Here is a 24,292-nt window from a genome sequence, read left to right on the forward strand (position 1 = left end):
GGCGCGGGCATAGCCTGCGCCCGATCACCAACCGGGACGACCACCATGCCAGACCTTCCGCCCCAGCCGCTCGACGATGCCGGCTGGCCCGACGAGATCCGCGACCTGCGCGACGGCTTTGCCGGCCGGCTCAATGTCTACCGCGTCATGGCCCATCATCCCGAGTTGCTGCGCGCCTGGGCGCCCCTGCGGGCCCATGTGGTGACCGACAGCGCGCTTGGCGCGGACCGCAGCGAGGTTGTCATCCTGCGCACGGCCCACCGGTTCGGCTCGGCCTATGAATGGGCGCATCATGTCTCCCGCGCGCGCAAGCTGGGCTTTTCCGATGCCCGCATCGCGGCGCTCGGCCGCGATGATCCGGCCGGGGCGGATGCCGATGACGGGCTGATCGCCCGGGCCGTCGACGCGCTGATCGACGACCGCCGCCTGTCGCCCGACCTGGACCGCGCGCTGGTCGCCCTCATCGGCCGCAAGGGCGTGATGGACCTGATCGCCACGGTCGGGTTCTATTCCGTGCTGGGCTACATGCTGATGAGCTTCGACACGCCCATCGACGATGACATCGCCACGGAAATGGCCCGGGCGCCGCTGCATGGCTGAGCCGGGGGAGCCGCCTGTCGAGCGGCGCTATCGCGGCGGGCCGATCTTTGACGGCACCCGCCTGCACCGGGACGCCGTGCTCGACCTGGGCAGCGGCAAGGTCATCGCGCTGAGGCCCGACACGACCGATGGTGCAGGGCCGGGCCAGCCGGTGACCGAAGACCTGGCCGGCGATATCCTCTGTCCGGGCTACGTGGATCTTCAGGTCAACGGAGGCGGCGGGGTCATGCTGGGCGATGTCACCGGGCCCGACGACCTGCGGCGCATGGCCCGGGCCCATCGCGGGCTGGGCGCCACGACGATCCTGCCCACCCTGATCACCGACAGCCCGGACCGCACGGCGGCGGCCATCGCCCATGTCTGCGCGGCCATCGCATCGGGCCTGCCGGGCATCGGCGGGCTGCATCTCGAAGGTCCGCACCTGTCGCTGGCCCGCAAGGGCGCCCATGAGGCCGCGCTGATCCGCCCGATGCAGGCAGACGACCTGGCCATGCTCTGCGCGGCCGCCCGCGACCTGCCGGCGCTGGTTGTCACCCTGGCCCCCGAAAGCACGACCCCCGACCAGGTTGCGGCGCTGGCCCGGGCCGGGGCGCGGGTCTGCCTGGGCCATACGGATGCCGATTACGACACTTGCCTGGCCTTTGCCCGGGCCGGGGCGGTGGGCGTGACACATCTGTTCAACGCCATGAGCCAGCTGGGCAGCCGTGCGCCGGGGCTGGTCGGCGCGGCGCTGGATTGCGGCGGGCTGACCGCCGGGCTGATCGCCGACGGGGTCCATGTGCACCCGGCCACGATCCGCCGGGCGCTGGCCGCAAAGGCCGGGCCGGGCGCCGTGTTCCTGGTCAGCGATGCCATGGCCGTGGCCGGCACCGATCTCGACGGGTTTTCGCTGGGCGGCCGGCGGATCGACCGGGGAGACGGGCGGCTGGTGCTGCAGGATGGCACCTTGGCCGGGGCCGACCTGGACCTGACCACCGCCGTCAACTTGCTGACCGGATCCTGTGGCGTCGAGATGGCTACCGCGCTGGAAATGGCCACGCGCATTCCGGCCGATTTCGCCGGGCTGGCGGATGTCGGGCGGATCGCCCCGGGCACCACCGGCCCGCTGCTGCGCCTGCGCCCGGGGGCGCGGGGGCTGGCCTTGGTCGACATTATCGACCCTTAGGCCGAAAGGCAGCCCCGGGCGCCGGCCTGGCGCCCGGGACAAGGGTCAGCAGGCTTCCAGCGCGATGGCGATGCCCTGGCCCACGCCGATGCACATGGTCGACAGCGACCGCTTGCCGCCCGTCAGCTTGAGCTCAAGCGCCGCCGTGCCGGTGATCCGCGCGCCGGACATGCCCAGCGGATGACCCAGCGCGATGGCCCCGCCATTGGGGTTCACGCGCGGGTCGTCATCGGCGATCCCCAGGTCGCGCAGCGTGGCGATGCCCTGGCTGGCAAAGGCCTCGTTCAGCTCGATCACGTCGAAATCGGATTGCGACAGGCCGAGGCGGGCCATCAGTTTCTTCGAGGCCGGGGCCGGGCCAAAGCCCATGATCCGCGGCGGCACGCCCGCCGTGGCCCCGCCCATGACCCGGGCGATGGGCGTCAGCCCATGGGCCTTGACGGCCGCTTCGGATGCCACGATCAGCGCCGCCGCGCCATCGTTCACGCCCGAGGCATTGCCCGCCGTCACGCTGCCGCCCTCGCGGAAGGGCGTCGGCAATTTTGCCAGCTTTTCCAGGCTGGTTGCGCGGGGATGTTCATCCGCTTCGAACACGATCGGATCGCCCTTGCGCTGGGGGATCGTCACCGCGGTGATCTCTTTTGCCAGCCGGCCAGCGCCCTGGGCCCGGGCGGCCTTGTCCTGCGAGCGCAGGGCAAAGGCATCCTGGTCTTCGCGGCTGATGTCGAAATCCTCGGCCACGTTCTCGCCGGTCTCCGGCATCGAATCCGTGCCATAGGCCTTGTGCATGGCCTTGTTGATGAACCGCCAGCCGATCGTCGTGTCATAGATCTCGGCCTTGCGCGAAAACGCGGCATCGGCCTTGGGCATGACAAAGGGCGCCCGCGACATGGATTCCACGCCGCCGGCGATCATCAGATCGGCCTCGCCGGCAATGATCGAGCGGGCCGCGGTGATCACCGCATCCATGCCCGAACCGCAAAGCCGGTTCATCGTCGTGCCCGGCACACCGACGGGCAGGCCGGCCAGCAGTGCCGACATGCGCGCGACGTTGCGGTTGTCCTCGCCGGCCTGGTTGGCACAGCCATAGATCACGTCGTCGACGGCCTCCCAGTCGACGCCCGTGTTGCGCGCCATCAGCGCCGCAAGGGGCACCGCGCCGAGGTCGTCGGCGCGCACCGACGACAGGGTGCCGCCGAAACGGCCGATGGGCGTGCGGATATAGTCGCAGATATAGGCGTCAGCCATCACAGATCCTCCGGTACGATCAGGTCCTTCACGTCGCCGTCCAGGTGCAACTCGGCCCCGGTCACGGCCTGCAGCGCGTCCATCGACAGCGAGGGCAGTTTCTCGCGCAGCACGAAATGGCCGTCTTCGATGTCGACCACGGCCAGCGAGGTATAGACCCGCGTCACGCAACCCACGCCGGTCAGGGGAAAGGAGCAGGTCTCCACCAGCTTGGGCTCGCCCTTCTTGGTCACGTGGTCGGTGATCACGGCCACGCGGCCCGCGCCATGGACCAGGTCCATCGCCCCGCCGACGGCCGGCACGCCCTTGGACCCCACGCGCCAATTGGCAAGGTCGCCGTTCTGGGCGACCTGGTAGGCGCCCAGGATGGCCACGTCCAGGTGGCCGCCGCGCACCATGGCAAAGCTGTCGGCATGGTGGAAAAAGGCCGCGCCAGGGTTCAGGGTGATGGCCTTCTTGCCGGCGTTGATCAGGTCCCAGTCCTCGTCGCCCGGGGCGGGCGCCTGGCCAAAGCCCAGCACGCCGTTCTCGGTGTGATAGATCGGCGTCCGGCCCTCGGGGGCGAACTTGGCGACCATCTCGGGAAAGCCGATGCCAAGGTTCACATAGGCCCCGTCTTCGATATCCTGCGCCGCGCGCCAGGCGATCTGTTCGTTGGAAAGCTTGTCAGTCATCAGTAGTCGACCCCTTCGCGCACCAGCACTTCTTCCTGTTTGGCATCGGCCACCTCGACCACGCCATCGACGAAGATGCCGGGTGTGATCACGTTTTCCGGCTCGATGCCGCCCGGTTCGACCAGCTGGCGGACCTGGGCGATGGTCGTCTCGGCGGCCATGCACATCAGCGGGTTGAAGTTCCGCCCGGCCAGCCGGTAGGTCAGGTTGCCGAACGGGTCGCCTAGCTCGCCCTTGACCAGTGCGAAATCGGCCTTGAGCCAGCGTTCGCGCACGTAGTGGCGGCCGTCGAATTCCTCGACGGGCTTGCCCTCGGCCAGCTCGGTGCCATAGCTCGTGGGCGTGTAGAAGGCCGGGATGCCGGCGCCGGCGGCGCGGATGCGCTCGGCCAGGGTGCCCTGGGGCACCAGCTCCAGCTCGATCTCGCCGGCGAGATAGCGCGTGTTGAACGCCTCGGCATTGGACGACCGCGGGAACGAGCAGATCATCTTGCCGACCATGCCCGCCTTGATCATCGCCGCGATGCCGATCCCGCCGTTGCCGGCGTTGTTGTTGATCACGGTCAGGTTTTTCGGGCTGCCGGTGGCGCGGAACCGGTCGATCAGCGCGTGGATCAGCTCTACCGGCGCGCCGGAACCGCCAAAGCCCCCGATCATCACCGTTGCGCCGTCGGGAATACCGGCGACCGCTTCGGCCAGGGACGAAATCGTCTTGTCCATGTGGTCCTCCTTGAACTGGATGATCCCTAGCGCCGCGCCGGGGCGACCGACAGGGTTTTCGTGCGGATGTTGACATTTGTTCGGAATGCGCCGATTTCCGTGCGCATGGCGAACAAACCCACCGACATGATCTCGTCCCTGGCCAAGGGGCTGCGGGTGATCGAATGTTTCTCGGCCGATGCGCCGCGGCTGTCGATTTCGGACGTTGCGCGGCTGACCGGGCTGGACCGGGCCACCGCCCGGCGCTGCCTGCTGACCCTGCATGGCGCGGGATATGCCGATTACGACGGCAAGTTCTTTTCGCTGACCCCGCGCATCCTGCGGTTGGGGATGGGGGCGCTGGCCTCGTTGCCGCTGCCGCAGATCGTGCAGCCCTGGCTGGACCAGCTGGCCGACCAGATCGGCCAGAGCTGTTCGGTGTCGATCCTGGACGGGCTGGAAATCGTCTATGTCGCCCGGGCGGCGCAGCGGCGGGTGATGTCGATCGGGCTGATGCCCGGATCGCGGCTGCCGGCCCATTGCACGTCGATGGGCCGCATCCTGCTGGCGGCCCTGCCGGTCGACGAGGCCCGCGCGGTGATCGAGGCGTCGGACCTGACCCCGCGCACGCCGTTCAGCCTGACCGATCCCGAAGAGATCCTGGCGCGCATCATCCGCGCCGGGCAGGAAGGCCACGTGGTCATCGACCAGGAGGTCGAGATGGGCCTGCGCGCGCTGGCCGTGCCGGTGCTGGACGGGTCGGGGCGGGTGGTCGCCGCGCTGAACACGGGCATGGCGGCGATGCATGGCGATCCGGGTGAATTGGCCGCGCAATACCTGCCGCGGCTGCTCAAGGTTCAGGCCGGGCTGCGCCGGGTGCTGTAACTGCGCCCCGGGCGGGGGCAGTGGTGCGATGCTGGAGCGGGCCCGGCAGGGATCCCGGTGAGTTCTGGCGGGGGGCGTCGCGGGACGTGGGCCGGGCTGCTGGCGGTGCGTATCCGGGATTTCGGCGCGTCGCGGGCGGCACATCGGTGGGGTCGGGCGTCCGAGCGGTGCGTTTCAGGCATCGGCATGGCCAAAATTCAGCACACGACAGCAACACTGGCGCTTGCCACATTGGGCCCAGAACGCTGGCCGCCGCCCGAGTCGTCCTCTTCCTCTCGCGGGTCGGCCCGTTCCCTCGACAGAAGGCCCCGTGCGCGCCTTGTGCACGCGCGCGGGGCCCGCCTTGCCCGACAGGAGACAGACCTCATGACGCTCACCCGCCGCCACTTCACCCAGGGCCTCCTGGCCGGAACCGCCGCCGCCGGGCTTGCCGCGCCGGCCATCGGCCAGGGCAAGACCAAGCTGAAGCTGATCCTCAACTGGACCTACCAGGGCCCGCAGGCCTGGTTCTTCCTGGCCCAGGACAAGGGCTATTTCGACCAGGCCGGGATCGAGATCGAGATGGACCAGGGCAACGGGTCGGGCGCGGCCGTGGGCCAGGTGGCCTCGGGCGCCTATGACGTGGGCTTTGGCGACGTCAACGCGCTTATCCGGCTGGCCGCGACCAATCCCGAAGAGGCGCCGCTGTGTGTCTACCAGATGTACAACAAGCCGCCCTTCACCGTGGCCGTGCTGCAAAGTTCCGACATCATGACGGCCGAGGACCTGCAGGGTCGCAAGCTGGGCGGGGCGGCCAATGACGGCGCGCTCAAGCTGTTCCCGGCCTTTGCCTCGGTGGCCGGGCTCGATACCTCGGACATCGAGATCCTCAACTTCAAGTCGAACCTGCGCGAACAGATGCTGAAATCGGAACAGGTCGAAGGCGTCTTCGGCTATGTCAACACGATCCGCTTCTCGGCCAAGCTGTCGGGCATGGATCCCGATGCCGATATCCGCTTCATCAATTACGGCGATTACGGCATGGATCTGTATTCCAACGGCATCATCGTGCCCAAGGCCATGGCCGCCGATCAGCCCGAGCTGGTCAAGGGGCTGAACTGGGCGATCAACGAAGGCATCAAGGACACGCTGGCCGATCCCGACGCCGGGGTCGATGCTGTGGCCGCCCGCGAGCCGCTGATCAACAAGGCCGTCGAAAAGGAACGGCTGGTCGCCACGCTGGCCGACGAGATGAACCATCCCGAGCTGGCCGAATACGGCCTGGGCGATGTCGATCCCGAGCGGTTCAAGACGGCCATCGACATCGTCGTGGCGGCCGATGGCCTGCCGCGCACGCCCAGCCCGGACGAGATCTTTTCGGATGCCTTCCTGCCCGCGCCCGAAGACCGGATCTACAAGCTGGCCTGACCCGACACATGGAACTGGAACTGACAGGCAAGGTCGCCGTGATCACCGGCCCGGCCAAGGGCATGGGCGCGGCGGTCTCGCTGGGCTTCGCGCGCGAGGGGGCTTCCCTCGCGCTTCTCGGTCGCGATACCGCGGCCATCGAACCGGTGGCCGGCCAGGCCCGCGAGATCGGCGTCGCGGCCGGGGTCTTCGGCTGTGACGTCACCGACGAGGCGGCGGTCGGTGCGGCCGTCGCGGCGGTGCTGGAGCGGTTCGGCCGGATCGACATCCTGGTCAATGTCGCCGGGGGCACCGGGCCGATCGGCAAGACCGGGGTCGAAACGACAGCCGCCGAATTCGACGAGATCACCCATCTGAACATGCGCGGGCCGTTCAACATGATCCGCGCGGTGGCCCCGGCCATGGCCGCGCAGGGCGGCGGGCGCATCGTCAATGTCGGCGGCACCTTCGGCATGCGTGGCCGGGCCATGCGGCTGGCCTATTCCTCGTCCAAATGGGGCCTGCGCGGGATCACCAAGAGCTTTGCGCTGGAACTGGGCCCCGACAACATCAACGTCAACCTCGTCGCGCCGGGCATGGTCGACGGCCCGCGGTTCCGCGACAAGGTCGTGCCCCAGGTCGCCGCCCAATACGGGCTGAGCGAAGAGGAGGCGGCGGCGAAACATGCCTCGGATTACGCGCTTGGCCGGATCACCACCGATGCGGACGTGGCCGCCGCCGTGCTGTTCCTGGCCTCGGAACGCGCGCGCCAGATCACCGGGGTGGACCTGCCGGTCGATGGCGGCTGGGCGGCGCTATGAAACAGGACCGTTTCGTCGAATTCGATGCCGTGGGGGTGACCTATGGCAAGCAAGGCGCGCGGACCCAGGCCCTGATGCCGACATCGCTGCGCATTGCCCGGGGCGATTTCCTGGCCCTGGTCGGCCCGTCGGGCTGTGGCAAGTCGACCATCCTCAAGCTGGTGGCCGAGCTGCTGGAGCCGTCGGAAGGGCGCATCCTCTTTGCCGGGCGCGAGCTGGGCGCCGAGCCGGTGCGCGTGGGCATGGCCTTTCAGAGCGCGTCGCTGCTGCCCTGGATGACGATCCGTGAGAATGTCATGCTGCCGCTCAAGATCGTGCCGCCGTTCAAGGCCAGCTACCGGGCCCGGAAGGACGGCGAATACCGCGACCGGGCCGATGCGCTGCTGGAACGGGTCGGGCTGATCGATTTCGCCGACAAGAGTCCCTGGCAATTGTCGGGGGGCATGATGCAGCGGGCCAACCTGTGCCGGGCGCTGATCCACGATCCCGATCTGCTGCTGCTCGACGAGCCCTTCGGCGCGCTCGACCAGTTCACCCGCGAAGAGCTGTGGCAGACGGTCCAGGACCTCTGGCTGGACCGCGCGCCGACGGTGCTGCTGGTCACCCATGACCTGCGCGAGGCGGCCTACCTGGCCAGCCGCATCTGCGTGATGTCGCCGCGCCCGGGCCGCATCATCGAGGACCGGCCCGTCGATTTCGCCCGCCCGCGGCCCATCGACCTGACCTTCGACGCCGGGTTCTCGGCGTTGGTGCAGGAGCTGCGCGGGCTGATCGTGCATGCGCCGGTGACGGGGAGCGCGGCATGAAACCGATGCAACAGAAACTGGCCTCGGCCGCGCTGATCGTCGGGGTCTTTGTCTTCTGGGAGCTGTTCTGCCTGCTCTTCGGCATTTCCGAGCTGGTCCTGCCGCGGCCTTCGCGGATCATCGCGGCGTTCTTCGAATACCAGCACGCGATCTGGCCCCATGTCTGGCAGACCTTCTACACGACCATGGTGGGCTTTGCCTGCGGCGTGGTCATCGGCCTGGGCCTGGGCGTGCTGATCGGGTCGTCCAAGCTGGCCTATGACACGGCCTATCCGCTGCTGGTCGGCATCTCGTCGATCCCCAAGGTGGCCGTGGTGCCGATCTTCGTGCTGTGGTTCGGGGCCGGGACGATCCCGGCGATCCTGACGGCCATGATCATCTGCATCTTTCCCATCGTGGTGAATGTTTCGACGGGCATCGCGACGGTCGAGCCCGAGCTCGAGGATGTCATGCGCGCGCTCAAGGCCAACAAGCGCGAGATCCTGTGGAACGTCGGCCTGCCGCGGTCGATGCCCTATTTCTTTGCCTCGCTGAAGGTGGCCATCACGCTGAGCTTCGTGGGGTCGGTGATTGCCGAGACGGTGGCGGCGAACAAGGGGGTGGGGAACCTGATGCTGATCGCCTCGTCGTCGTTCAACGTGCCGCTGGTCTTTGCCGGGCTGATGGTGCTGGCGGTGATGGGCGTGTCGCTCTACGCGATCTTCTCGCTGGTCGAACGCCACGTGGCCTCCTGGGCGATGCGCAAGGATATCTGAACGGTGCCATGTGACAGCTGCGGCCGGCCCTTCGGGGTCGGCCGTTTGTCGTTGGGGGGCGGTGCAGGGCGATGCCGTCTCGCGGCCCGCTGAAGGTAACAATCTCACGCTCAGCCTGGGGTCTAAACCGCGCGCAGGTCCTGCCAGAGGGGCAATCCGGGCGCAGGTCCAGCCATAGGAGGAACCTGGGCGCAGGCCTACCACAGAGGGGACCGGCGGTCGCACAGCTGCATCCCTGGTGCCTGCGCGACCGCCTCTGTAGGGCGGATGTCCCGGGGTGGATCTGCGCTCTCAGCTCCGAACCGGTCTTGTTCCGCACTGTCGAGGCCAGGAGCCGCTCATCCCGGGCGGTCGCGACCTCGGTTCCGGGCCGTCCCTGGGGCCCGTATTCTATCGGCATGTCCTGTTTTCGTGGGGCCCGGCAACAGTTGCCGACCCGCATGGCGCAAGGCTCCGGCCATGGCGCTGGCGGCGCCAGTGGGTGATGAACGATCGTCCGTCGCGTTTCACGAAACGCGACATGGCTGCACGAACTGCGCAGGCAGCGTGGCGCGAAACCGCCTGCGAGGGCGGGAGAGCGGGGTGGCTAGAGGCCCAGCTGGGCGCGCACATCCTGCAGCCGGGCGCGGCTGACGGGCACTTCGGGCAGGTCGGGCAGGCGGTCGAAATGGCAGACGCCATTGTCCTTGCGCCGTTCGAAGCTGGTGACATGGGCATGGTTCACCAGAAAGCTGCGATGGGTCCGGGTGAACAGCGTGTCGGGCAGGCGTCGGGCGGCCTCGGTGATCGACCAGGGACAGAAATGCTTGGCCGTGCCGGCATAGAGCAGGGTGTAATGACCCTCGGCGCGGATGACCGACACTGCCTCGGCGGCGATGAAATGGGTGCGGTGATCGGCCTCGTAGGGAATGCGCAGCTCGGTCGGTGCGGAGGAGGGGCGGGCCGGGGCCGGGTTGGTGGGCTGGCGCGGCGCGGGGACGGCCGGTGGTGCGGCCGCGGGAGGCGTTGGGGATACGGCGGCCATGGGTGACGCCTGGGACACGGGCGCCATCGTGGCCATCGTGCTCATCGGGGCCGGCACGGCGCCCGGGGGCGCCGGCTCGGCCCGGCCCGGCAAGGCCGCCCCGGGCTCGCGGTCCGAAAGGCGGGCGGTAAAGCTGGCGCCGGTCAGCAGGAACAGGCCCGAGAGCACGAAGGCCGAGATCGTCACGCCGAAGGCCAGAACCTCGCGGCTCATCGGCAGGCCGGCGGGTTCGGGCGCGCCGGTCAGGGTAAAACCGGTCCCGGCCATGGCGATGAAATGCACGGCGCAGACCGTCATGCCGAACCCCAGCGTGCCCAGCAGGATGTTGCGCGGGCTGCGCGCGCCGTAGCTGATCTGGAACGACAGGACGCCAAGGCCCACCGAGGCCACCAGCGCACCGCCCACGCCCAGGGCGGAATAGACCGGCCGACAGATCTCCATGCCCGACATGCCGGTGAAATGCATCGCGGCAATGCCCAGGCCCAGGATCGCCCCGGCCAGCGAAATGCGCGTCCGGGTGCGCGGGCCGAAATGCACCAGCAGCAGGGCCATTTCCATGAACAGGATGACAATCAGGGCCGAGATCAGCGTGATCAGCGGATCAAAGAGAAAGACGACGGGCAGGTCGAGCCCCAGCATGGCCACGAAATGCATCGACCAGATGCCCCAGCCCAGCACGACCGAGGCCACGGCCACCACGCCCTGGCGGGCCACGAGGCCCAGCTGCGACGCGCCGCGCGTCAGCGACAGGCCCGAGAACCCGGCGATGAGCGCCACGGCCAGCGCGGCCAGGGCGAATAGCCCATCATGGCTGTAGTCGAGCATATGGCCTCCCGGTCCCCGTCGGGGGCGAGAGTAACCCGGCCGGGGCGATCTGGGTAGGGGGACGGAGGCGGGGGTGCCAGGCGTGCCCTGATCCGGCCGGGGAAGGAGTGATCGTGGTGCGGTGGTGTGATCTGGTCTGCGTCAGACTTTGGCCGGGCGGCGGGCCCCGTGCGCTCCGTGCCCGGGGGCGACCCATCGCGTCGATTTGGTCCGGCCTGCGCCGGTTCTATCACGGTCAAACTGTCGCCGGGCGCCGTGCCGGGGTGCGATTTACCGTGCCGTTATGGGGGCGACCAGGTCTTGCCAGTCCGGTCCGCCCCAAGTTCAGTACTGAACGTGTCGTGTCGCCATGGTCCGGCCCTGACCCGATCATGCCGAGCCGGGCCAGATGAGACAGGCCCGTTCCCGGTGTGGGCCAGATGCGCCCGCCCGGCCGCGGGCGTTCAGTGGGGCTCGCGGGTGCCGGCGGGCTCGACGGGCGGATCGCCGGCGGCCTCGGGCAGGGGCGGATCGTCGTAGATCGACCAACCGTACTCCCCATCCACCCCGGGCAGGTCGCCCTGTTCCAGGTTCCGCGCCATGAAGGCCTTGGCGATGAAATTGGCGATGATCGGGGCGGTCAGGAACAAGAAGAGCGTGATCAGCAGCTCGTGAAACGAGATCTTGCCCAGGGTGACCCAGAGATGGATCATCGAGGCGATCAGCACGCCGCCCACGCCCAGGGTCGTGGCCTTGGTGGGGGCGTGCAGGCGCTGCATGGCATCCTGCAGCTTGATCAGGCCGAAGGAGCCGACCAGGCCGAAGATGCCGCTGATGACAAGGCAGGCCGAGATGACGATGTCGGCCCAGGGTTCCAGCTCGCTGCCGGCGATTTCGATCCCGATCATTCGATGATGTCCCCGCGCAGGATGAAGCGGCAATAGGCCACCGTCGAGACAAAGCCGACCATGGCCGCCAGCATGGCCGCTTCGAAGTAGATCGTGGTGCCCCGCCAGATGCCATAGAGCACGAGCAGGGCGATGACGTTGATGACGATGGTGTCGAGCGCCAGGATGCGATCGGCGGAATCGGGACCGCGGGCAATGCGCCAGAGGTTGAACAGCAGGCCCAGCCCGTAACAGCCGAAGGCGAAGTAGAGCGCGTAGATGAGCATCAGAAGATCTCCTTCAGGCGGCGTTCGTAACGCTGTTTGATGGCATCGCGGGTGCCCTCGGGGTCGTCGGTATGCAGGCAATGCACCAGGATGCAGCTGGCATCGGCCGACAGCAGGGCCGCGACGGTGCCCGGGGTCATGGTGATCGTGCCGGCCAGAACGGTGATGGCCTCGGGCGAGGTCAGCTCCAGCGGGATGCTGATCCAGCACGACCGGATGTTGTCCCGGCGCTTGAACAGGATGATCGCGGCGACCTCGACATTGGCCACGATGATGTCCCAGAGCACGATGATCACGTAGACCAGCGCCCGGCCCGGGCTGCGCAACAGCGGCCGGTCGGGCCAGAAGGGCGCGGTGATCCAGGGGATGACAAGGCCCAGGATCGCCCCCAGCAGGACATTGCCCGGGGTGACCTTGTTGACCAGGGCCAGCCAGACGAAGAGCAGCATGAGGCTGAGCAGCGGATGCGGGAAGAGGCGGCGGATCATGGGTCAGTCCTCCACGTGTTCGGCATCGGCCTCGTGGGCCTCGGCATTGTCGGCGCGGTGCGGCTCGGCCGTGTCGGATGCATCGGGCGCCGGCGCGGTGCCATAGCCCGGGGCATCGGCCTTGTCGGCCTTGGCCGGGATCTTGCCGGTGTTGTCCTGCTCGAGCACGGCCGAGACATAGGCGCTGCGGTCAAGGAGCTCGGCCGTTGCCCCGTCGAGGTAGCGCGTGACCGGCCCGGCAAGGATGGCCAGCGCGCCCAGCAGGGCCAGGGCGGCGATGCTGGGGGCCAGTTCCATCGCCCCGGCGGGGCGGGTGCGGGGATCGTCGGGGTCCGGCGTGGGATCGGTCTCCTCGGGCGGCGGTGTCACGGCGGTGGATTTCCAGAACACCATGCTGCCGGCCCGGGCAAAGCCCAGGATGGTCAGCAACGACCCGGCCAGGATGGCCACCCAGGCGGCGGTCATCTCGCCCGGGGCGCGCAGGGCGTCCAGGATCATCAGCTTGCCCAGGAAGCCCGACAGGGGCGGCATGCCGGCCATGGCAATCGCCCCGCCGAAGAACAGCGCGGCAAAGAGGCCGTTCTGCACCACCGCCGGCTGGGCGGTCAGCCGGTCATCGGCCCGCCGGGCCAGCACCAGGTCGGCGACCAGGAACAGCACGGCGGCGGCAAAGGTCGAATGCACGAGGTAATAGAGCGCGGCGGTGACGGCCTCGGGGCGAAAGGCCGCGACGGCGGCCATCAGCGTGCCCATCGACCCCACGACCGAAAAGGCGATCAGGGGCATCAGCCGCCGGGCGCCCAGCACGCCGAAGGCACCGATGGCGATGGTCACGATGGCTCCGACAAAGAGCAGGTCGCCGGGCAGGCCGTTCATGGCCTCGACATGGGGGCCGAAGACCAGGGCATGGATGCGCAGGATCGAATAGGCCCCGACCTTGGTCATGATGGCAAAGAGCGCGGCCACCGGGGCGGGGGCATTGGCATAGGTGCCGGGCAGCCAGAACTGCACCGGGAAGACCGCGGCCTTGACGGCGAAGACGGTCATCAGCAGCACGGCGGCCACGCGCACCAGGGCGGCATCCTCGGCCGGGATCTGCTGCACGCGCTCGGCCAGGTCGGCGATGTTGAGCGTGCCGGTCGTGGCATAGAGCGTGCCCAGGGCAAAGAGAAACAGCGTCGAGCCGGCGAGGTTGATGATGACATATTGCAGCCCGGCCCGCATGCGCTGGACCCCGCCGGAATGGATCATCAGCCCGTAGGACGCGATCAGCAGGACTTCGAAGAAGACGAAGAGGTTGAAGATGTCGCCGGTCAGGAAGGCGCCGCAGATGCCCATCAGCTGGAACTGGAACAGGGCGTGGAAATGGCGGCCCCGGGCGTCCCAGCCGGTGGCCGCGGCATGGGTCAGGGTCAGCAGGCCCAGCAGGGCCGTCAGCAGCACCATCAGGGCCGACAGCCGGTCGAGCACCAGCACGATGCCGAAAGGCGCGGGCCAGTCGCCCAGCCGGTAGACATGGATGGAGCCGTCTGAGACCAGGGCGACCAGGCCGATGGCAACGCCCAGCAGGCCCAGCGACGAGACAAACGAGGCCACCCGCGCCAGGACGATGTCATAGCGCATGACAAAGGCGATCAGCGGCGCGATCAGGGCCGGCAGGATGACGGGGGCAATGATCCAGTGGTTCATCGGGTCCGGCCTCCTTCAGCGCCGGGCGCGGGGTCTGTCGCAGGCGCGGCCGCGGGCATTTCGGGGGCATCGCCGGGCCCGGTGTCGGGCGCGTCATCGGTGTCGACGGGCATGTCGACGGCATCGGTGTCGGCCTCGAGGAACGCGCCGAGGGCGACCATGACCAGCAGGGCGGTCATGCCGAACGAGATCACGATGGCCGTCAGCACCAGGGCCTGGGGCAGCGGATCGGTATAGGCCTGGTCGGGGGCGTACTTGTCGAGGATCGGGGGCAGGTTCACGGCCAGCCCGCCGCTGGAGAACAGGAAGACGTTCACCGCGTAGGACAGCAGCGACAGGCCGAGGATCACGGGGAAGGCGCGCAGCCGCAGGATCAGGTAGATCCCCCCGGCGGTCAGCACGCCCACGGTGCTGGCAACAAGCATTTCCATGTCAGCGCGCCTCCTTCTCGTCTGCGACCCTCTGGGCCGGGTCGTAATCCATCGGGTCGACATTGACCGTCTCGCCGGCATAACGCGCGATGCGCGACAGCGAATAGAGCATCAGCATCACCGCGCCGAGCACGCAGAGGAAGACACCCAGGTCAAAGGCAATGGCCGTGGCCCATTCGAATTCCTCGATCGGCGGGAATTCGAGATAGCCGTAGGCCGAGGTGAGGAAGGGCTTGCCGGCCAGCCAGGCGCCTGCCCCGGTCAGCCCGGCGATGACCACGCCCCAGCCGATCAGCGAATGGTACTCGATCTTCTGGCGGGCCTGGGTCCAGGCAAAGCCCGATGCCATATATTGCATCAGGAGGGCGATCGACACGACCAGCCCGGCGACAAAGCCGCCGCCCGGCATGTTGTGCCCGCGCAGGAACATGAACACCCCGACGACGAGGGCGATGGGCATCATCACGCGGGTGGCAATGACCATCATCAGCGGGTGCCGGTCGCGCGACCGGTCCTGGCTGTAGTCGGTGTTGCGCAGCCGGCGCGAGGCCGGGCCGTTCAGCAGGGCTTCCATCAGGGCGTAGATGGCCAGCCCGGCAATGCCCAGCACGATGATCTCGCCATAGGTGTCGTAGCCGCGGAAATCCACCAGGATGACGTTGACGACATTGGTGCCGCCGCCGCCCTTGTAGGAATTGGCCAGGTGGTAATCCGAGATGGTCGAGACATCGCGCAGCATGAAGGCATAGGCCAGGGCGGCCACGCCGATGCCGGCCACGCCGGCGATCACGCCGTCGCGCAGCCGGCGGGCCGTGGTGCTTTCGACGGGCGTGTCCTTGGGCAGGAAATGCAGGGCCAGCAGCAACAGCATGATGGTCACGGTCTCGACCGAGATCTGGGTCAGGGCCAGGTCGGGCGCCGAGAGATAGATGAAGCCCGACGAGATCATCATGCCGATGACGCCCATGACGACCAGCGCGCGGAAGCGGTGGCGGTGCAGGGCGACAACGGCCAGCGTGGCCACGACCAGCAACAGCCAGCCCACGGCCACGATCGGCGGGATCGGCAGGGGCGTGCGGTCGGGGGCCGACAGGCCGCCTCCGGCAAAGGCCAGGAAGCCGATCAGCACGGTGGCCACGGTAAAGACCGCCAGGTAGCGGCTGATCGCGCCGTTGTGCATGCCTTCGGTGATCGCCCGGCTCAGGCGCACGACGGCGGCGACGGCGGCATCGAAGATGGCCTTGGCATAGGGCACGCGCAGCGCAGTCCACAGCCGGTCGACGGGGGTGAAGGCCAGCAGGATCACCGCGCCGACGGCCAGGGCAATGCCCGACATGATCAGGGCCGGGGTGACGCCGTGCCAGATCTTGAGGTGGAAATCGGGCATCTCGCCGGCGGTGCCGATGACGGCCGCCCCGGCCACCCGGACCAGCGGTTCGACGATCGCCGGGTACAGCCCGATGACCATGACCAGCACGACCAGCAGGGCCGGCGCGGCCCACATGCCAAAGGGCGGATCATGGGGCTTGTGGGGGTAATCGTCGCGGACCGGGCCAAAGAACACATGGAAGATGAAGCGCAGCGAATAGGCCACCGAGAACACCGCCCCCAGCGTGGCCACCGCCGCGGCGAGCATGTGCTGGTCGAAGAGATGCACGTGAAAGGCCTCTTCCAGCATCAGTTCCTTGGACAGGAAGCCGTTGGTCAGGGGGATGCCGGCCATCGACAGCGCGGCGATGCCGCCGATCACGAAGGTGATGGGCATCAGGGTCATCAGCCCGCCCAGCCGGCGGATGTCGCGGGTATGGGCCTCGTGGTCGATGATGCCGGCAGTCATGAAGAGCGCGGCCTTGAAGGTCATGTGATTGATGATGTGGAACACCGCGGCAATGGCCGCCATCGGCGTGGCAAAGCCCAGCAGGGCGGTCAGAAGGCCCAGGTGGCTGACCGTCGAAAAGGCCAGCAGGCCCTTGAGGTCATCCTTGAACAGCGCGATCACCGCGCCGACGCACATGGTGATCAGCCCGACCGACGCCACGATGTAGAACCAGGCCTCGGTGCCGGCCAGGGCGGGCCACATGCGGGCCATCAGGAAGACCCCGGCCTTCACCATGGTCGAACTGTGCAGGTAGGCCGACACCGGCGTGGGCGCGGCCATGGCATGGGGCAACCAGAAATGGAACGGGAACTGGGCCGACTTGGTGAAGGCACCCAGCAGGATCAGGATCAGCGCCGGAATGTACCATTCCGATGCCTTGATCAGGTCACCGGCGGCCAGGATGTCGGTCAGGTTGTAGCTGCCGACGATGTTGCCCAGGATCAGCATGCCCCCGATCATCGCCAGCCCGCCCGCGCCGGTCACGGTCAGGGCCATGCGCGCGCCCTGGCGGCCTTCGGGCAGGTGTTTCCAATAGCCGATCAGCAGGAAGGACGACAGCGAGGTCAGCTCCCAGAAGATCAGCAGCAGCAGGATGTTGTCCGACAGGACAATGCCCAGCATCGCGCCCTGGAAGAGCAGCAGGAAGGTATAGAACTGGCCCATCGGATCGTCGCCCGACAGGTAGAACCGGCCGTAGAGGATGATCAGCAGGCCGACGCCGGTGATCATGCAGGCAAAGAGCAGGCCGAGCCCGTCGAGGAAGAAACTGGCCTGCAGGCCCAGCTGTGGCAGCCAGTCGAGCTGGAATTGCAGCACCTCGCCGCGGAACACGGCCGGTGACAGGATCAGCAGCATGATCAGCGCCAGCGCCGTGGGCACGGCGGTGAAGGCGGCGCAGGCATTGCGGCCGGCGCGGATCATGATGCCGGGCAACAGCGCTCCGACAAAGGGCAGAAGCGCGATGACAAGAAGAAGGGGGGTCTGATCGCTCATGGCGGCGGGTTACTCCCGGGGGCCGTCTGGGAAAGTCCTGGTCTCGGCGGGGTCTCGGCAAATCCGCCTGCGGGCCGGAACCGGCTCGCATTCGGAGGTATCATGCCGATGAACTTAAGCGACTGCGGTGATTTTTCGCAACGTGCGGGTTTGCACGGCTGCGCGCATGGGCCGGCGGCGGGCGCCGGCCGATCACCTGGCGGGCAGGCAGGGATCGCGCTGGGTCTGTTCACGGATCGCCCAGCGGACGCGCGCCCAGACCGACGGGGCGGAGGGGCGCAGGCGGACCGAGGCCACGGCATCGGTGCAGACACAGAAAAGCGCCGAGCCCGCGCGCCGGCCGAACAGCCGGGCGATGACCTGCGACATCGACAGCACCACGACACCCGGATCCTCCGGCGCGGCGGCCGGTGACAGCATCGGGTCTTGGCCCTGTGTGATATCCTGCGCCACGTGCGACACGCAGATCCTCCCTTGGGTCAGCCCGGGCAGACTGGCAGGAAAAATTCGGTCGGGCAAGGGCTTGTCAAAATGCGGAAGGCCCCGCTTTTGGGGCCTTCACGAAAAGTTTACCACATCTGGTATCCCATATACCAGCATTCCGCGGCCTGCCGTTGCGGCCCGGCCGCGAGGCCGGTGCCTAGCCCAGATCGGCGGGCAGGAGGGATTCGGGCAGGTTCTGGTAGCAGACCGGCCGCAGGAAGCGGCGGATGGCCATGGTGCCGACCGAGGTGGCGCCGAAATTGGTCGAGGCCGGGTAGGGCCCGCCATGCACCATCGCGTCGCAGACCTCGACCCCGGTGGGAAAGCCGTTGGCCAGGACCCGGCCGGCCTTGCGTTCCAGGATCGGCATCAGCTTGCGCGCGGCCTCGGTGTCGCCCTCGTCCATGTGCAGCGTGGCGGTCAGCTGACCTTCAAAGCCCTTGGCCAGGTCGAGCATCTCGTCTTCCGACGACACCCGCACCACGACACCCAGCGGGCCGAATACCTCTTCTTCCAGCGCGTGATCGGCCAGGAAGGCCGGGGCGTCGGTCTCGTAGAGGTTGGGCAGGGCATTGCGCCCGTCGCTGTCGGTGGTCACCAGCGGCTGGGCGGCGTTCGAGGCATCGAACTTGGCCTTGCCGGCGCGGTAGGCCTCGGCGATGCCGTCGGTCAGCATCGGCTGGGCGCCGACCTCGCCCAGGGCGGCCTTGGCGGCGGCGACAAAGGCATCACCCTCGGCGCCCTTGGCCACCACGGCAATGCCGGGGTTGGTGCAGAACTGGCCGGCGCCCATGGTCAGCGACCCGGCCCAGCCCTGGCCGATGGCCTCGCCGCGGGCGGCGGTGGCCGCGGGCAGGATGAACATCGGGTTGATCGAACCCAGCTCGCCGAAGAAGGGGATCGGTTCGGGACGGGCGGCGCAGAGATCGAACAGGGCCTTGCCCCCGCGCAGGCTGCCGGTAAAGCCCACGGCCTTGATCAGCGGGTGCTTGACCAGCGCGCCGCCGACCTCGTGACCGGCGCCATGGACCATCGAGAAGACGCCCGGGTGCATGCCGGTCTTGACGATCGCGGCATGGATGGCCTCGGTCACGATCTCGGCCGTGCCGGGATGGGCCGGGTGGCCCTTGACCACGACCGGGCAACCGGCGGCCAGGGCCGAGGCGGTGTCACCGCCGGCGGTCGAGAAGGCCAGCGGGAAGTTCGACGCGCCGAAGACGGCCACCGGGCCGATCGGCCGCTGGACCATGCGCAGGTCGGGCCGGGGCAGGGGCGCGCGATCGGGCAGGGCCGGATCGTGGCGCTTGTCGAGGTAATCGCCCTTCAGGATGTGGTCGGCGAACATGCGGATCTGGCCGGTGGTCCGGCCTCGTTCGCCCTGCAGGCGCCCCTCGGGCAGGCCGGTCTCCTGGCTGCCGATCTCGGTGATCGCCTCGGCCCGGGCCTCGATCTCGTCGGCGATGGCATTCAGGAAGGCCGCGCGTTCGGCCCGGGTGGAATAGCCATAGGACCAGAAGGCCTCTTCGGCGGCCTTGACCGCGGCATCGACCAGGGCGGGCGAGCCGTCGGTGAAGGTATGCGACGGGCCGGTGACGGGGGCCGAGGCAAAGGTGGCCTCGCCCGCGATCCATTCGCCGGCGATCAGGTTCTTGCCGTGCGGCGTGAAGTCGGACATGTCGGGTATCCTCTTATTTGCCCCATTTCAGCGCGATGACATCCAGGTCGGTGGCGAGCTGGACCAGTCGCGCGCGGGTGCGGTCGGACATGGGTTTCAGGGGGTGACGCACGTAATCGGATCCGATCACGCCGCCTTCCATCATGATGGTCTTTGCAGCACGCAGCCCGCACTGCCGGTTCTCGTGGTTGATCAGTGGCAGGCACAGGTTCCATTGCTGCAACGCGGCGTCAACCCGTCCGGCGCGATAATCCACGACGATAGGCCGGATCAGTTCCGGCTGCAGCGCCGAGGTCATGGTTCCGGTGCAGCCGGCGTCCAGGTCGGCCAGCAGGGTGACGGCCTCTTCGCCGTCGAACGGCCCGACGATATGCTCGCCCCCGGCCTCGATCAGCGCGGCCAGCTTGTCGGCGGCAAAGGGCGTCTCGATCTTGAAATAGGAGACCTGTTCGATCTCCTTCGCCATCTTCACCAGCAGCGGCACCGGCAGCGAGACGCCCGACAGGGGCGCGTCCTGGACCATGATCGGGATCGAGATGGCGTCGGACACGGCGGCGAATTGTTCATAGATCCCGGCCTCGGCCGGCACCAGGCCGACACCGTGGTAGGGCGGCATCATCATGACCATCGCCGCGCCCATGGCATCGGCGGCCCGGGCGCGGGCCACGACGACCTCGGTCGAGAAATGGCTGATCGTGACGATCACCGGCACCCGGCCGGCGACATGTTCCAGGCTGACCTTCATCATCAGGTCGCGCTCGGCGTCCGAGAGCACGAATTGTTCCGAGTAATTGGCCAGGATGCAGATCGCGTCGACGCCCTGGTCGATCATGCAGTCGAGCACGCGGCGCATGCCCTCTTCGTCGACTGCGCCATCGGCGTGGAACGGCGTGGGGGCCACCGGCAGGATGCCCGTCAGGGGAGTTTTCATGGCTTGGTCCTCATGGTCTGTCACATGTCCCCGGTCCGGGTGACGTGGAAGCGCGAGACCTGTTGCCAGGTTTCGTCGGCCGCCACGCGGATCGAGGGATAATCGGGGTGGTTGGGGCTGTCGGGCCAGTACTGGGGTTCGATGGCCAGCCCGGCATGGGGCCCATAGGTGCGCCCGTCATGGCCGGGGCCGGGATGCAGGCCCGTGGCATCAAAGATCTGCAGGCCCGGCGCATCGGTTGTGATCTCCAGCCGCAGCCCGTCGCCGCGCAGGGTCAGGGCCGGGCCATCGCCGGGATCGAGGCAGAAATTGTGGTCGATCATCGCCTCGCCCTCCCGGCGCACCGGGCGCGGGGCCAGGAAATCGAACCGCGTGCCGGCCACGGGGGCGGGGGCGCCCCGGGGGATCAGCTGGTCGTCGACGGGCAGGTACTGGCCGGCGGCGATGGTCATTTCGTGGTCGTCCAGCCCGTCGCGCCCGGTCAGGGACCAATAGGCATGGCTGGCCAGGTTGATCCAGCTGGGCGCATCGCTGCGGGCGGTCAGGGTGAGGACCAGCGCGCCGTCCCCGTCCAGCCGGTATTGCGCCGTTATCCGCCGGTTGCCCGGAAAGCCGCCCTCGCCATCGGCCAGGTCCAGCGACAGGGTGCAGGACGTGTCGTCATGGGCCTCGACGGTCCAGACCCGGGCATCGGTGCCCACATGGCCGCCGTGCAGGGTGGTGCGCCCGGCCTCGTTGCGCTCGAACGCGTAGGTCCGGCCATCCAGCATGGCCGTGCCCCCGGCAATGCGGTTGGCCACCGGCCCGACCACAGCCCCGAAATAGCGCATCGGCCCGTGGTAGGGCGTCAGCCCGGGCGCGCCCAGCACCAGCCCGCGGTCCAGCCCGTCCAGCCGCAGGTCCTGCAGCGTGGCCCCCCAGGTCAGGACCTGGGCCGTGGTGCCGCCATTGGACAGGCGCAACAGATCGACCGGCGCGCCTCCGGGGCCTTGAGCAAAGGGGATCGGCATGGGTTACTCCGTGAAGGGCGCGACCGTCACCCGGCGGCCCAGGGTAAAGGCATCGGCCACGTGGCGCATGGGCGACAGGTCGGTGTCCGATTGCCCGGCACGCACCAGGTCGGACATGCGCGCATAAAGCCGGGGATATTCGCCCGACAGCGCGGCCGAGGTCTCGGCCCCGGTTTCCACCCCGTCGACCAGCATCCGCGCGCCGCCGTCATGCAGGGCCAGGCTGCCCTGGTCGGTCTCGGCCTCGATCGACCAGGTCTGGTCGCCTTGCTGGCGCCAGTCGAACTCCATCGTCACCTCGGCCGTCGGGTGGTGAAACGCCATCTGCGCCGCGATCGGGGCCTGGCGGTTTTCCGGCACTTCCAGCACCGCCCGGGTCACGTGGATCGGCTCGGCCAGGATTTCCGTCACGATCGACAGCGCGTTGATGCCCGGGTCAAAGACCCCCATCCCGCCGGGCTCCCAGATCCAGTCCTGGCCGGGATGCCAGCGGCGCACGTCTTCCTTCCAGGTCACGGTGAACTTGCGCAGGGTCTTGCCGGCCAGCCAGTCCTTCGCCGCCTGCACCTTGTCGGCTGCCCGGGAATGCCAGCTGGCATAAAGCGACACCCGCTGGGCCTCGGCCATGGCGATCAGCGCATGGCATTCCGACAGGGTCGCGCCGGGCGGTTTTTCCAGCATGACATGGCGCGAGGCCCGGATTGCCCTGGCCGCATAGTCGAACCGGGGCACCGGCGGCATGCACAGCGAGACGACCCGGACCTCGGGACGGGCGGCGAGCATCTCGTCGAAATCGGTGAAGGCCTCGACGCCCTCGACCGACCCGCGCCGCGACACGGTGGCCGCCAGCTCCCAGTCGGGCGAGGCCGCGATGGACGGCACATGCTGGTCCAGGGCGATCTTGCCGATGCCCACGAGCGCGATCTGCATCAATGCGAATCCTTTCCGACCGCCGCACCGCGGCAGCCCTTCAGAAAATCGAGGTCCGCCCCGGTGTCCGCTCCGCCCACATGGGTCTGGTGCAGCCATTCATAGCCCGAGGTCGCCCTGTCATGGGTGGGTTCCCACCCGGCCAGCCGCGCGGCCAGGTCCTCTTCGGTCACGTCGAGATGGATGCGCCGGGCGGCCACGTCAACCTCGATCATGTCGCCCGTGCGGACCACCGCCAGCGGCCCGCCGACGGCGGCCTCGGGCGAGGTATGCAGGATGACCGTGCCATAGGCCGTGCCCGACATCCGTGCATCCGACAGGCGGATCATGTCGGTGATGCCCTTCTTCAGGACCTTGGGCGGCAGGCCCATGTTGCCGACCTCGGCCATGCCCGGATAGCCGCGCGGCCCGCAGTTCTTCAGCACCATGATGCAGGTCTCGTCGATGTCGAGCGCATCGTCGTTGATCTTGGCCTTGTAGTCGTCGATATCCTCGAAAACCACGGCCCGGCCGGTGTGCTTCATCAGGTGCGGAGACGCCGCCGAAGGCTTCAGGATCGCCCCGTTCGGCGCGATATTGCCCCGCAGCACCGCGATGCCACCCTTTTCGGTAAGGGGTTTGTCGGCCGGGCGGATGACCTCTTCGTTGTAGTTGATCGCGCCCTTGACCTCGTCCCAGATCTGCGCGCCCGACACGGTCAGCGCCTCGCGGTGCAGCTGGCCGGCCTCGCCCAGCCGTTTCAGCACCACGGGCAACCCGCCGGCATAGTAGAACTCTTCCATCAGGAAGCGCCCCGAGGGCTGCAGGTCGACAATGGTCGACACGTCGCGGCCCAGCCGGTCCCAGTCGTCCAGGGTGATGTCGATGCCCACGCGGCCCGCGATGGCCAGCAGGTGCACCACCGTGTTGGTCGACCCGCCCACGGCCCCGTTCACACGGATCGCGTTTTCGAATGCCTCGCGGGTCAGGATGTCGGACGGTTTCAGGTCGTCCTTGACCATCTGCACGATGCGCCGGCCGGTCAGCTGGGCCATGGTCCGCCGCCGCGCATCCACCGCCGGGATCGCCGCGTTGCCCGACAAGGCCATGCCCAACGCTTCGGCCATCGAGGCCATGGACGAGGCCGTGCCCATCGTGTTGCACGTCCCCGACGACCGGGTCACCGCGGATTCCGCATCCAGGAATTCCTGTTGCGTCATCTCGCCGGCCTTCACCGCTTCGGAGAACCGCCACAGGTGGGTACCCGCGCCGACCGCCTCGCCATGGAACCAGCCGTTCAGCATCGGCCCGCCGGTCACCACGATCGCCGGCATGTCGACCGAGGCCGCCGCCATCAGCAGCGACGGCGTGGTCTTGTCGCAGCCCACCAGCAGCACGGCCCCGTCGATGGGCTGGCCGCGCATCTGTTCCTCGATCGACAGGGCGGCGAGGTTGCGGAACATCATCGCCGTCGGGCGAAAGGTGTTTTCCGAGGCCGAGAAGACGGGGACCTCGACCGGAAATCCCCCGGCCTCCCAGATCCCGGCCTTCACCTTCTCGGCCAGCTCGCGCAGGTGGCCGTTGCAGGGCGTCAGGTCGGACCAGGTGTTCAGCACGCCGATGATCGGCCGGCCGTCGAAGAGGTCATCCGGGTAGCCCTGGTTCTTGAGCCAGCCGCGGTGGTAGATGGAGTCCTTGGTGGTGCCTCCGTACCATTCCTGGCTGCGCAACTTGCGGGGCCACGGGGCGGGGGTGAAGGACATG

The 24,292-nt window shown here is 68.3% G+C and carries 23 protein-coding genes; 7 read left to right on the top strand and 16 right to left on the bottom strand.

Translation table 11 applies throughout. From position 1 onward, the window contains the following. Positions 1–45 precede the first annotated feature (45 nt). A complete protein-coding gene (locus ACK3BB_RS11915; protein ID WP_428924860.1) occupies positions 46–600 on the top strand; it encodes a carboxymuconolactone decarboxylase family protein in 555 nt (184 codons plus the stop codon). After that, positions 593–1,765, top strand: coding sequence for an N-acetylglucosamine-6-phosphate deacetylase (locus ACK3BB_RS11920; protein ID WP_428924861.1), 1,173 nt, complete (start codon positions 593–595; stop codon positions 1,763–1,765). Before ACK3BB_RS11915 ends, ACK3BB_RS11920 begins: the two co-directional genes overlap by 8 nt. A gap of 45 nt (positions 1,766–1,810) precedes the next feature. On the opposite strand, the gene pcaF is transcribed toward ACK3BB_RS11920, so the two are convergent. Genes pcaF through ACK3BB_RS11935 form a run of 3 tightly spaced genes read right to left on the bottom strand, consistent with a single transcriptional unit; the run spans position 1,811 to position 4,406 of the window. After that, entirely contained in the window at positions 1,811–3,013 is a 1,203-nt protein-coding gene (gene pcaF / locus ACK3BB_RS11925; RefSeq protein ID WP_428924862.1) for a 3-oxoadipyl-CoA thiolase, read from the bottom strand. Beyond that, positions 3,013–3,687, bottom strand: coding sequence for a 3-oxoacid CoA-transferase subunit B (locus tag ACK3BB_RS11930; RefSeq protein WP_428924863.1), 675 nt, complete (start codon positions 3,685–3,687; stop codon positions 3,013–3,015). Before ACK3BB_RS11930 ends, pcaF begins: the two co-directional genes overlap by 1 nt. Continuing rightward, complete coding sequence (locus tag ACK3BB_RS11935; RefSeq protein WP_428924864.1) at positions 3,687–4,406, bottom strand: 3-oxoacid CoA-transferase subunit A; 720 nt, start codon at positions 4,404–4,406, stop codon at positions 3,687–3,689. Before ACK3BB_RS11935 ends, ACK3BB_RS11930 begins: the two co-directional genes overlap by 1 nt. A 105-nt stretch (positions 4,407–4,511) precedes the next feature. On the opposite strand from ACK3BB_RS11935, the gene ACK3BB_RS11940 reads away from it, so the two are divergent. The 5 genes from ACK3BB_RS11940 (at position 4,512) to ACK3BB_RS11960 (ending at position 9,038) form a co-directional block, all read left to right on the top strand. After that, positions 4,512–5,270, top strand: a complete 759-nt coding sequence (locus ACK3BB_RS11940; protein WP_428924865.1) for an IclR family transcriptional regulator domain-containing protein — start codon at positions 4,512–4,514, stop codon at positions 5,268–5,270. A 366-nt stretch (positions 5,271–5,636) separates the two neighbouring features. Further along, positions 5,637–6,677: an ABC transporter substrate-binding protein gene (locus tag ACK3BB_RS11945; protein ID WP_428924866.1), complete on the top strand. Its 1,041-nt coding sequence runs from the start codon at positions 5,637–5,639 to the stop codon at positions 6,675–6,677. Positions 6,678–6,685: 8 nt separating this feature from the next. Then, the gene (locus tag ACK3BB_RS11950) at positions 6,686–7,477 is read left to right on the top strand and encodes an SDR family NAD(P)-dependent oxidoreductase (RefSeq protein ID WP_428924867.1); all 792 of its coding nucleotides are present in this window, start codon (positions 6,686–6,688) and stop codon (positions 7,475–7,477) included. Continuing rightward, positions 7,474–8,283 (top strand): ABC transporter ATP-binding protein, encoded by an 810-nt coding sequence (locus ACK3BB_RS11955; RefSeq protein WP_428924868.1) that lies wholly within the window; start codon positions 7,474–7,476, stop codon positions 8,281–8,283. Before ACK3BB_RS11950 ends, ACK3BB_RS11955 begins: the two co-directional genes overlap by 4 nt. Then, complete coding sequence (locus ACK3BB_RS11960; protein WP_428924869.1) at positions 8,280–9,038, top strand: ABC transporter permease; 759 nt, start codon at positions 8,280–8,282, stop codon at positions 9,036–9,038. Before ACK3BB_RS11955 ends, ACK3BB_RS11960 begins: the two co-directional genes overlap by 4 nt. A 586-nt stretch (positions 9,039–9,624) precedes the next feature. Here the strand turns inward: ACK3BB_RS11960 and ACK3BB_RS11965 are convergent. The 13 genes from ACK3BB_RS11965 to araD form a co-directional block, all read right to left on the bottom strand. Beyond that, the gene (locus ACK3BB_RS11965; protein ID WP_428924870.1) at positions 9,625–10,887 is read right to left on the bottom strand and encodes an MHYT domain-containing protein; all 1,263 of its coding nucleotides are present in this window, start codon (positions 10,885–10,887) and stop codon (positions 9,625–9,627) included. A 443-nt stretch (positions 10,888–11,330) separates the two neighbouring features. After that, positions 11,331–11,774 (bottom strand): Na+/H+ antiporter subunit G, encoded by a 444-nt coding sequence (locus tag ACK3BB_RS11970; protein WP_428924871.1) that lies wholly within the window; start codon positions 11,772–11,774, stop codon positions 11,331–11,333. After that, on the bottom strand, positions 11,771–12,040 hold the full coding sequence (locus ACK3BB_RS11975; protein WP_428924872.1) for a K+/H+ antiporter subunit F: 270 nt from the start codon (positions 12,038–12,040) through the stop codon (positions 11,771–11,773). The genes ACK3BB_RS11970 and ACK3BB_RS11975 overlap by 4 nt, the downstream gene beginning before the upstream one ends. Then, the gene (locus ACK3BB_RS11980; protein ID WP_428924873.1) at positions 12,040–12,528 is read right to left on the bottom strand and encodes a Na+/H+ antiporter subunit E; all 489 of its coding nucleotides are present in this window, start codon (positions 12,526–12,528) and stop codon (positions 12,040–12,042) included. The genes ACK3BB_RS11975 and ACK3BB_RS11980 overlap by 1 nt, the downstream gene beginning before the upstream one ends. Positions 12,529–12,531: 3 nt before the next feature. After that, positions 12,532–14,217: a monovalent cation/H+ antiporter subunit D gene (locus tag ACK3BB_RS11985; protein WP_428924874.1), complete on the bottom strand. Its 1,686-nt coding sequence runs from the start codon at positions 14,215–14,217 to the stop codon at positions 12,532–12,534. Continuing rightward, positions 14,214–14,648, bottom strand: coding sequence for a Na+/H+ antiporter subunit C (locus ACK3BB_RS11990; protein WP_428924875.1), 435 nt, complete (start codon positions 14,646–14,648; stop codon positions 14,214–14,216). Before ACK3BB_RS11990 ends, ACK3BB_RS11985 begins: the two co-directional genes overlap by 4 nt. A gap of 1 nt (position 14,649) precedes the next feature. Next, the gene (locus tag ACK3BB_RS11995; protein ID WP_428924876.1) at positions 14,650–17,520 is read right to left on the bottom strand and encodes a monovalent cation/H+ antiporter subunit A; all 2,871 of its coding nucleotides are present in this window, start codon (positions 17,518–17,520) and stop codon (positions 14,650–14,652) included. 192 nt (positions 17,521–17,712) lie between these two features. After that, positions 17,713–17,940, bottom strand: coding sequence for a hypothetical protein (locus tag ACK3BB_RS12000; RefSeq protein WP_428924877.1), 228 nt, complete (start codon positions 17,938–17,940; stop codon positions 17,713–17,715). 220 nt (positions 17,941–18,160) lie between these two features. Further along, positions 18,161–19,678, bottom strand: coding sequence for an aldehyde dehydrogenase (NADP(+)) (locus ACK3BB_RS12005; RefSeq protein ID WP_428924878.1), 1,518 nt, complete (start codon positions 19,676–19,678; stop codon positions 18,161–18,163). Positions 19,679–19,691: 13 nt separating this feature from the next. Beyond that, positions 19,692–20,609 carry a dihydrodipicolinate synthase family protein gene (locus ACK3BB_RS12010; RefSeq protein WP_428924879.1) on the bottom strand — a complete coding sequence of 306 codons (918 nt, stop codon included), beginning with the start codon at positions 20,607–20,609 and terminating at the stop codon, positions 19,692–19,694. 20 nt (positions 20,610–20,629) lie between these two features. Continuing rightward, the gene (locus tag ACK3BB_RS12015) at positions 20,630–21,619 is read right to left on the bottom strand and encodes an aldose epimerase family protein (RefSeq protein ID WP_428924880.1); all 990 of its coding nucleotides are present in this window, start codon (positions 21,617–21,619) and stop codon (positions 20,630–20,632) included. Positions 21,620–21,622: 3 nt separating this feature from the next. Next, the gene (locus ACK3BB_RS12020; protein WP_428924881.1) at positions 21,623–22,549 is read right to left on the bottom strand and encodes a Gfo/Idh/MocA family protein; all 927 of its coding nucleotides are present in this window, start codon (positions 22,547–22,549) and stop codon (positions 21,623–21,625) included. Then, positions 22,549–24,291 (bottom strand): L-arabinonate dehydratase, encoded by a 1,743-nt coding sequence (araD, locus tag ACK3BB_RS12025; RefSeq protein ID WP_428924882.1) that lies wholly within the window; start codon positions 24,289–24,291, stop codon positions 22,549–22,551. Before araD ends, ACK3BB_RS12020 begins: the two co-directional genes overlap by 1 nt. Position 24,292: the final 1 nt, after the last annotated feature.

This window comes from Marinibacterium sp. SX1, assembly GCF_050389775.1.
In the GTDB taxonomy this organism is placed as follows: Bacteria; Pseudomonadota; Alphaproteobacteria; order Rhodobacterales; family Rhodobacteraceae; genus Marinibacterium.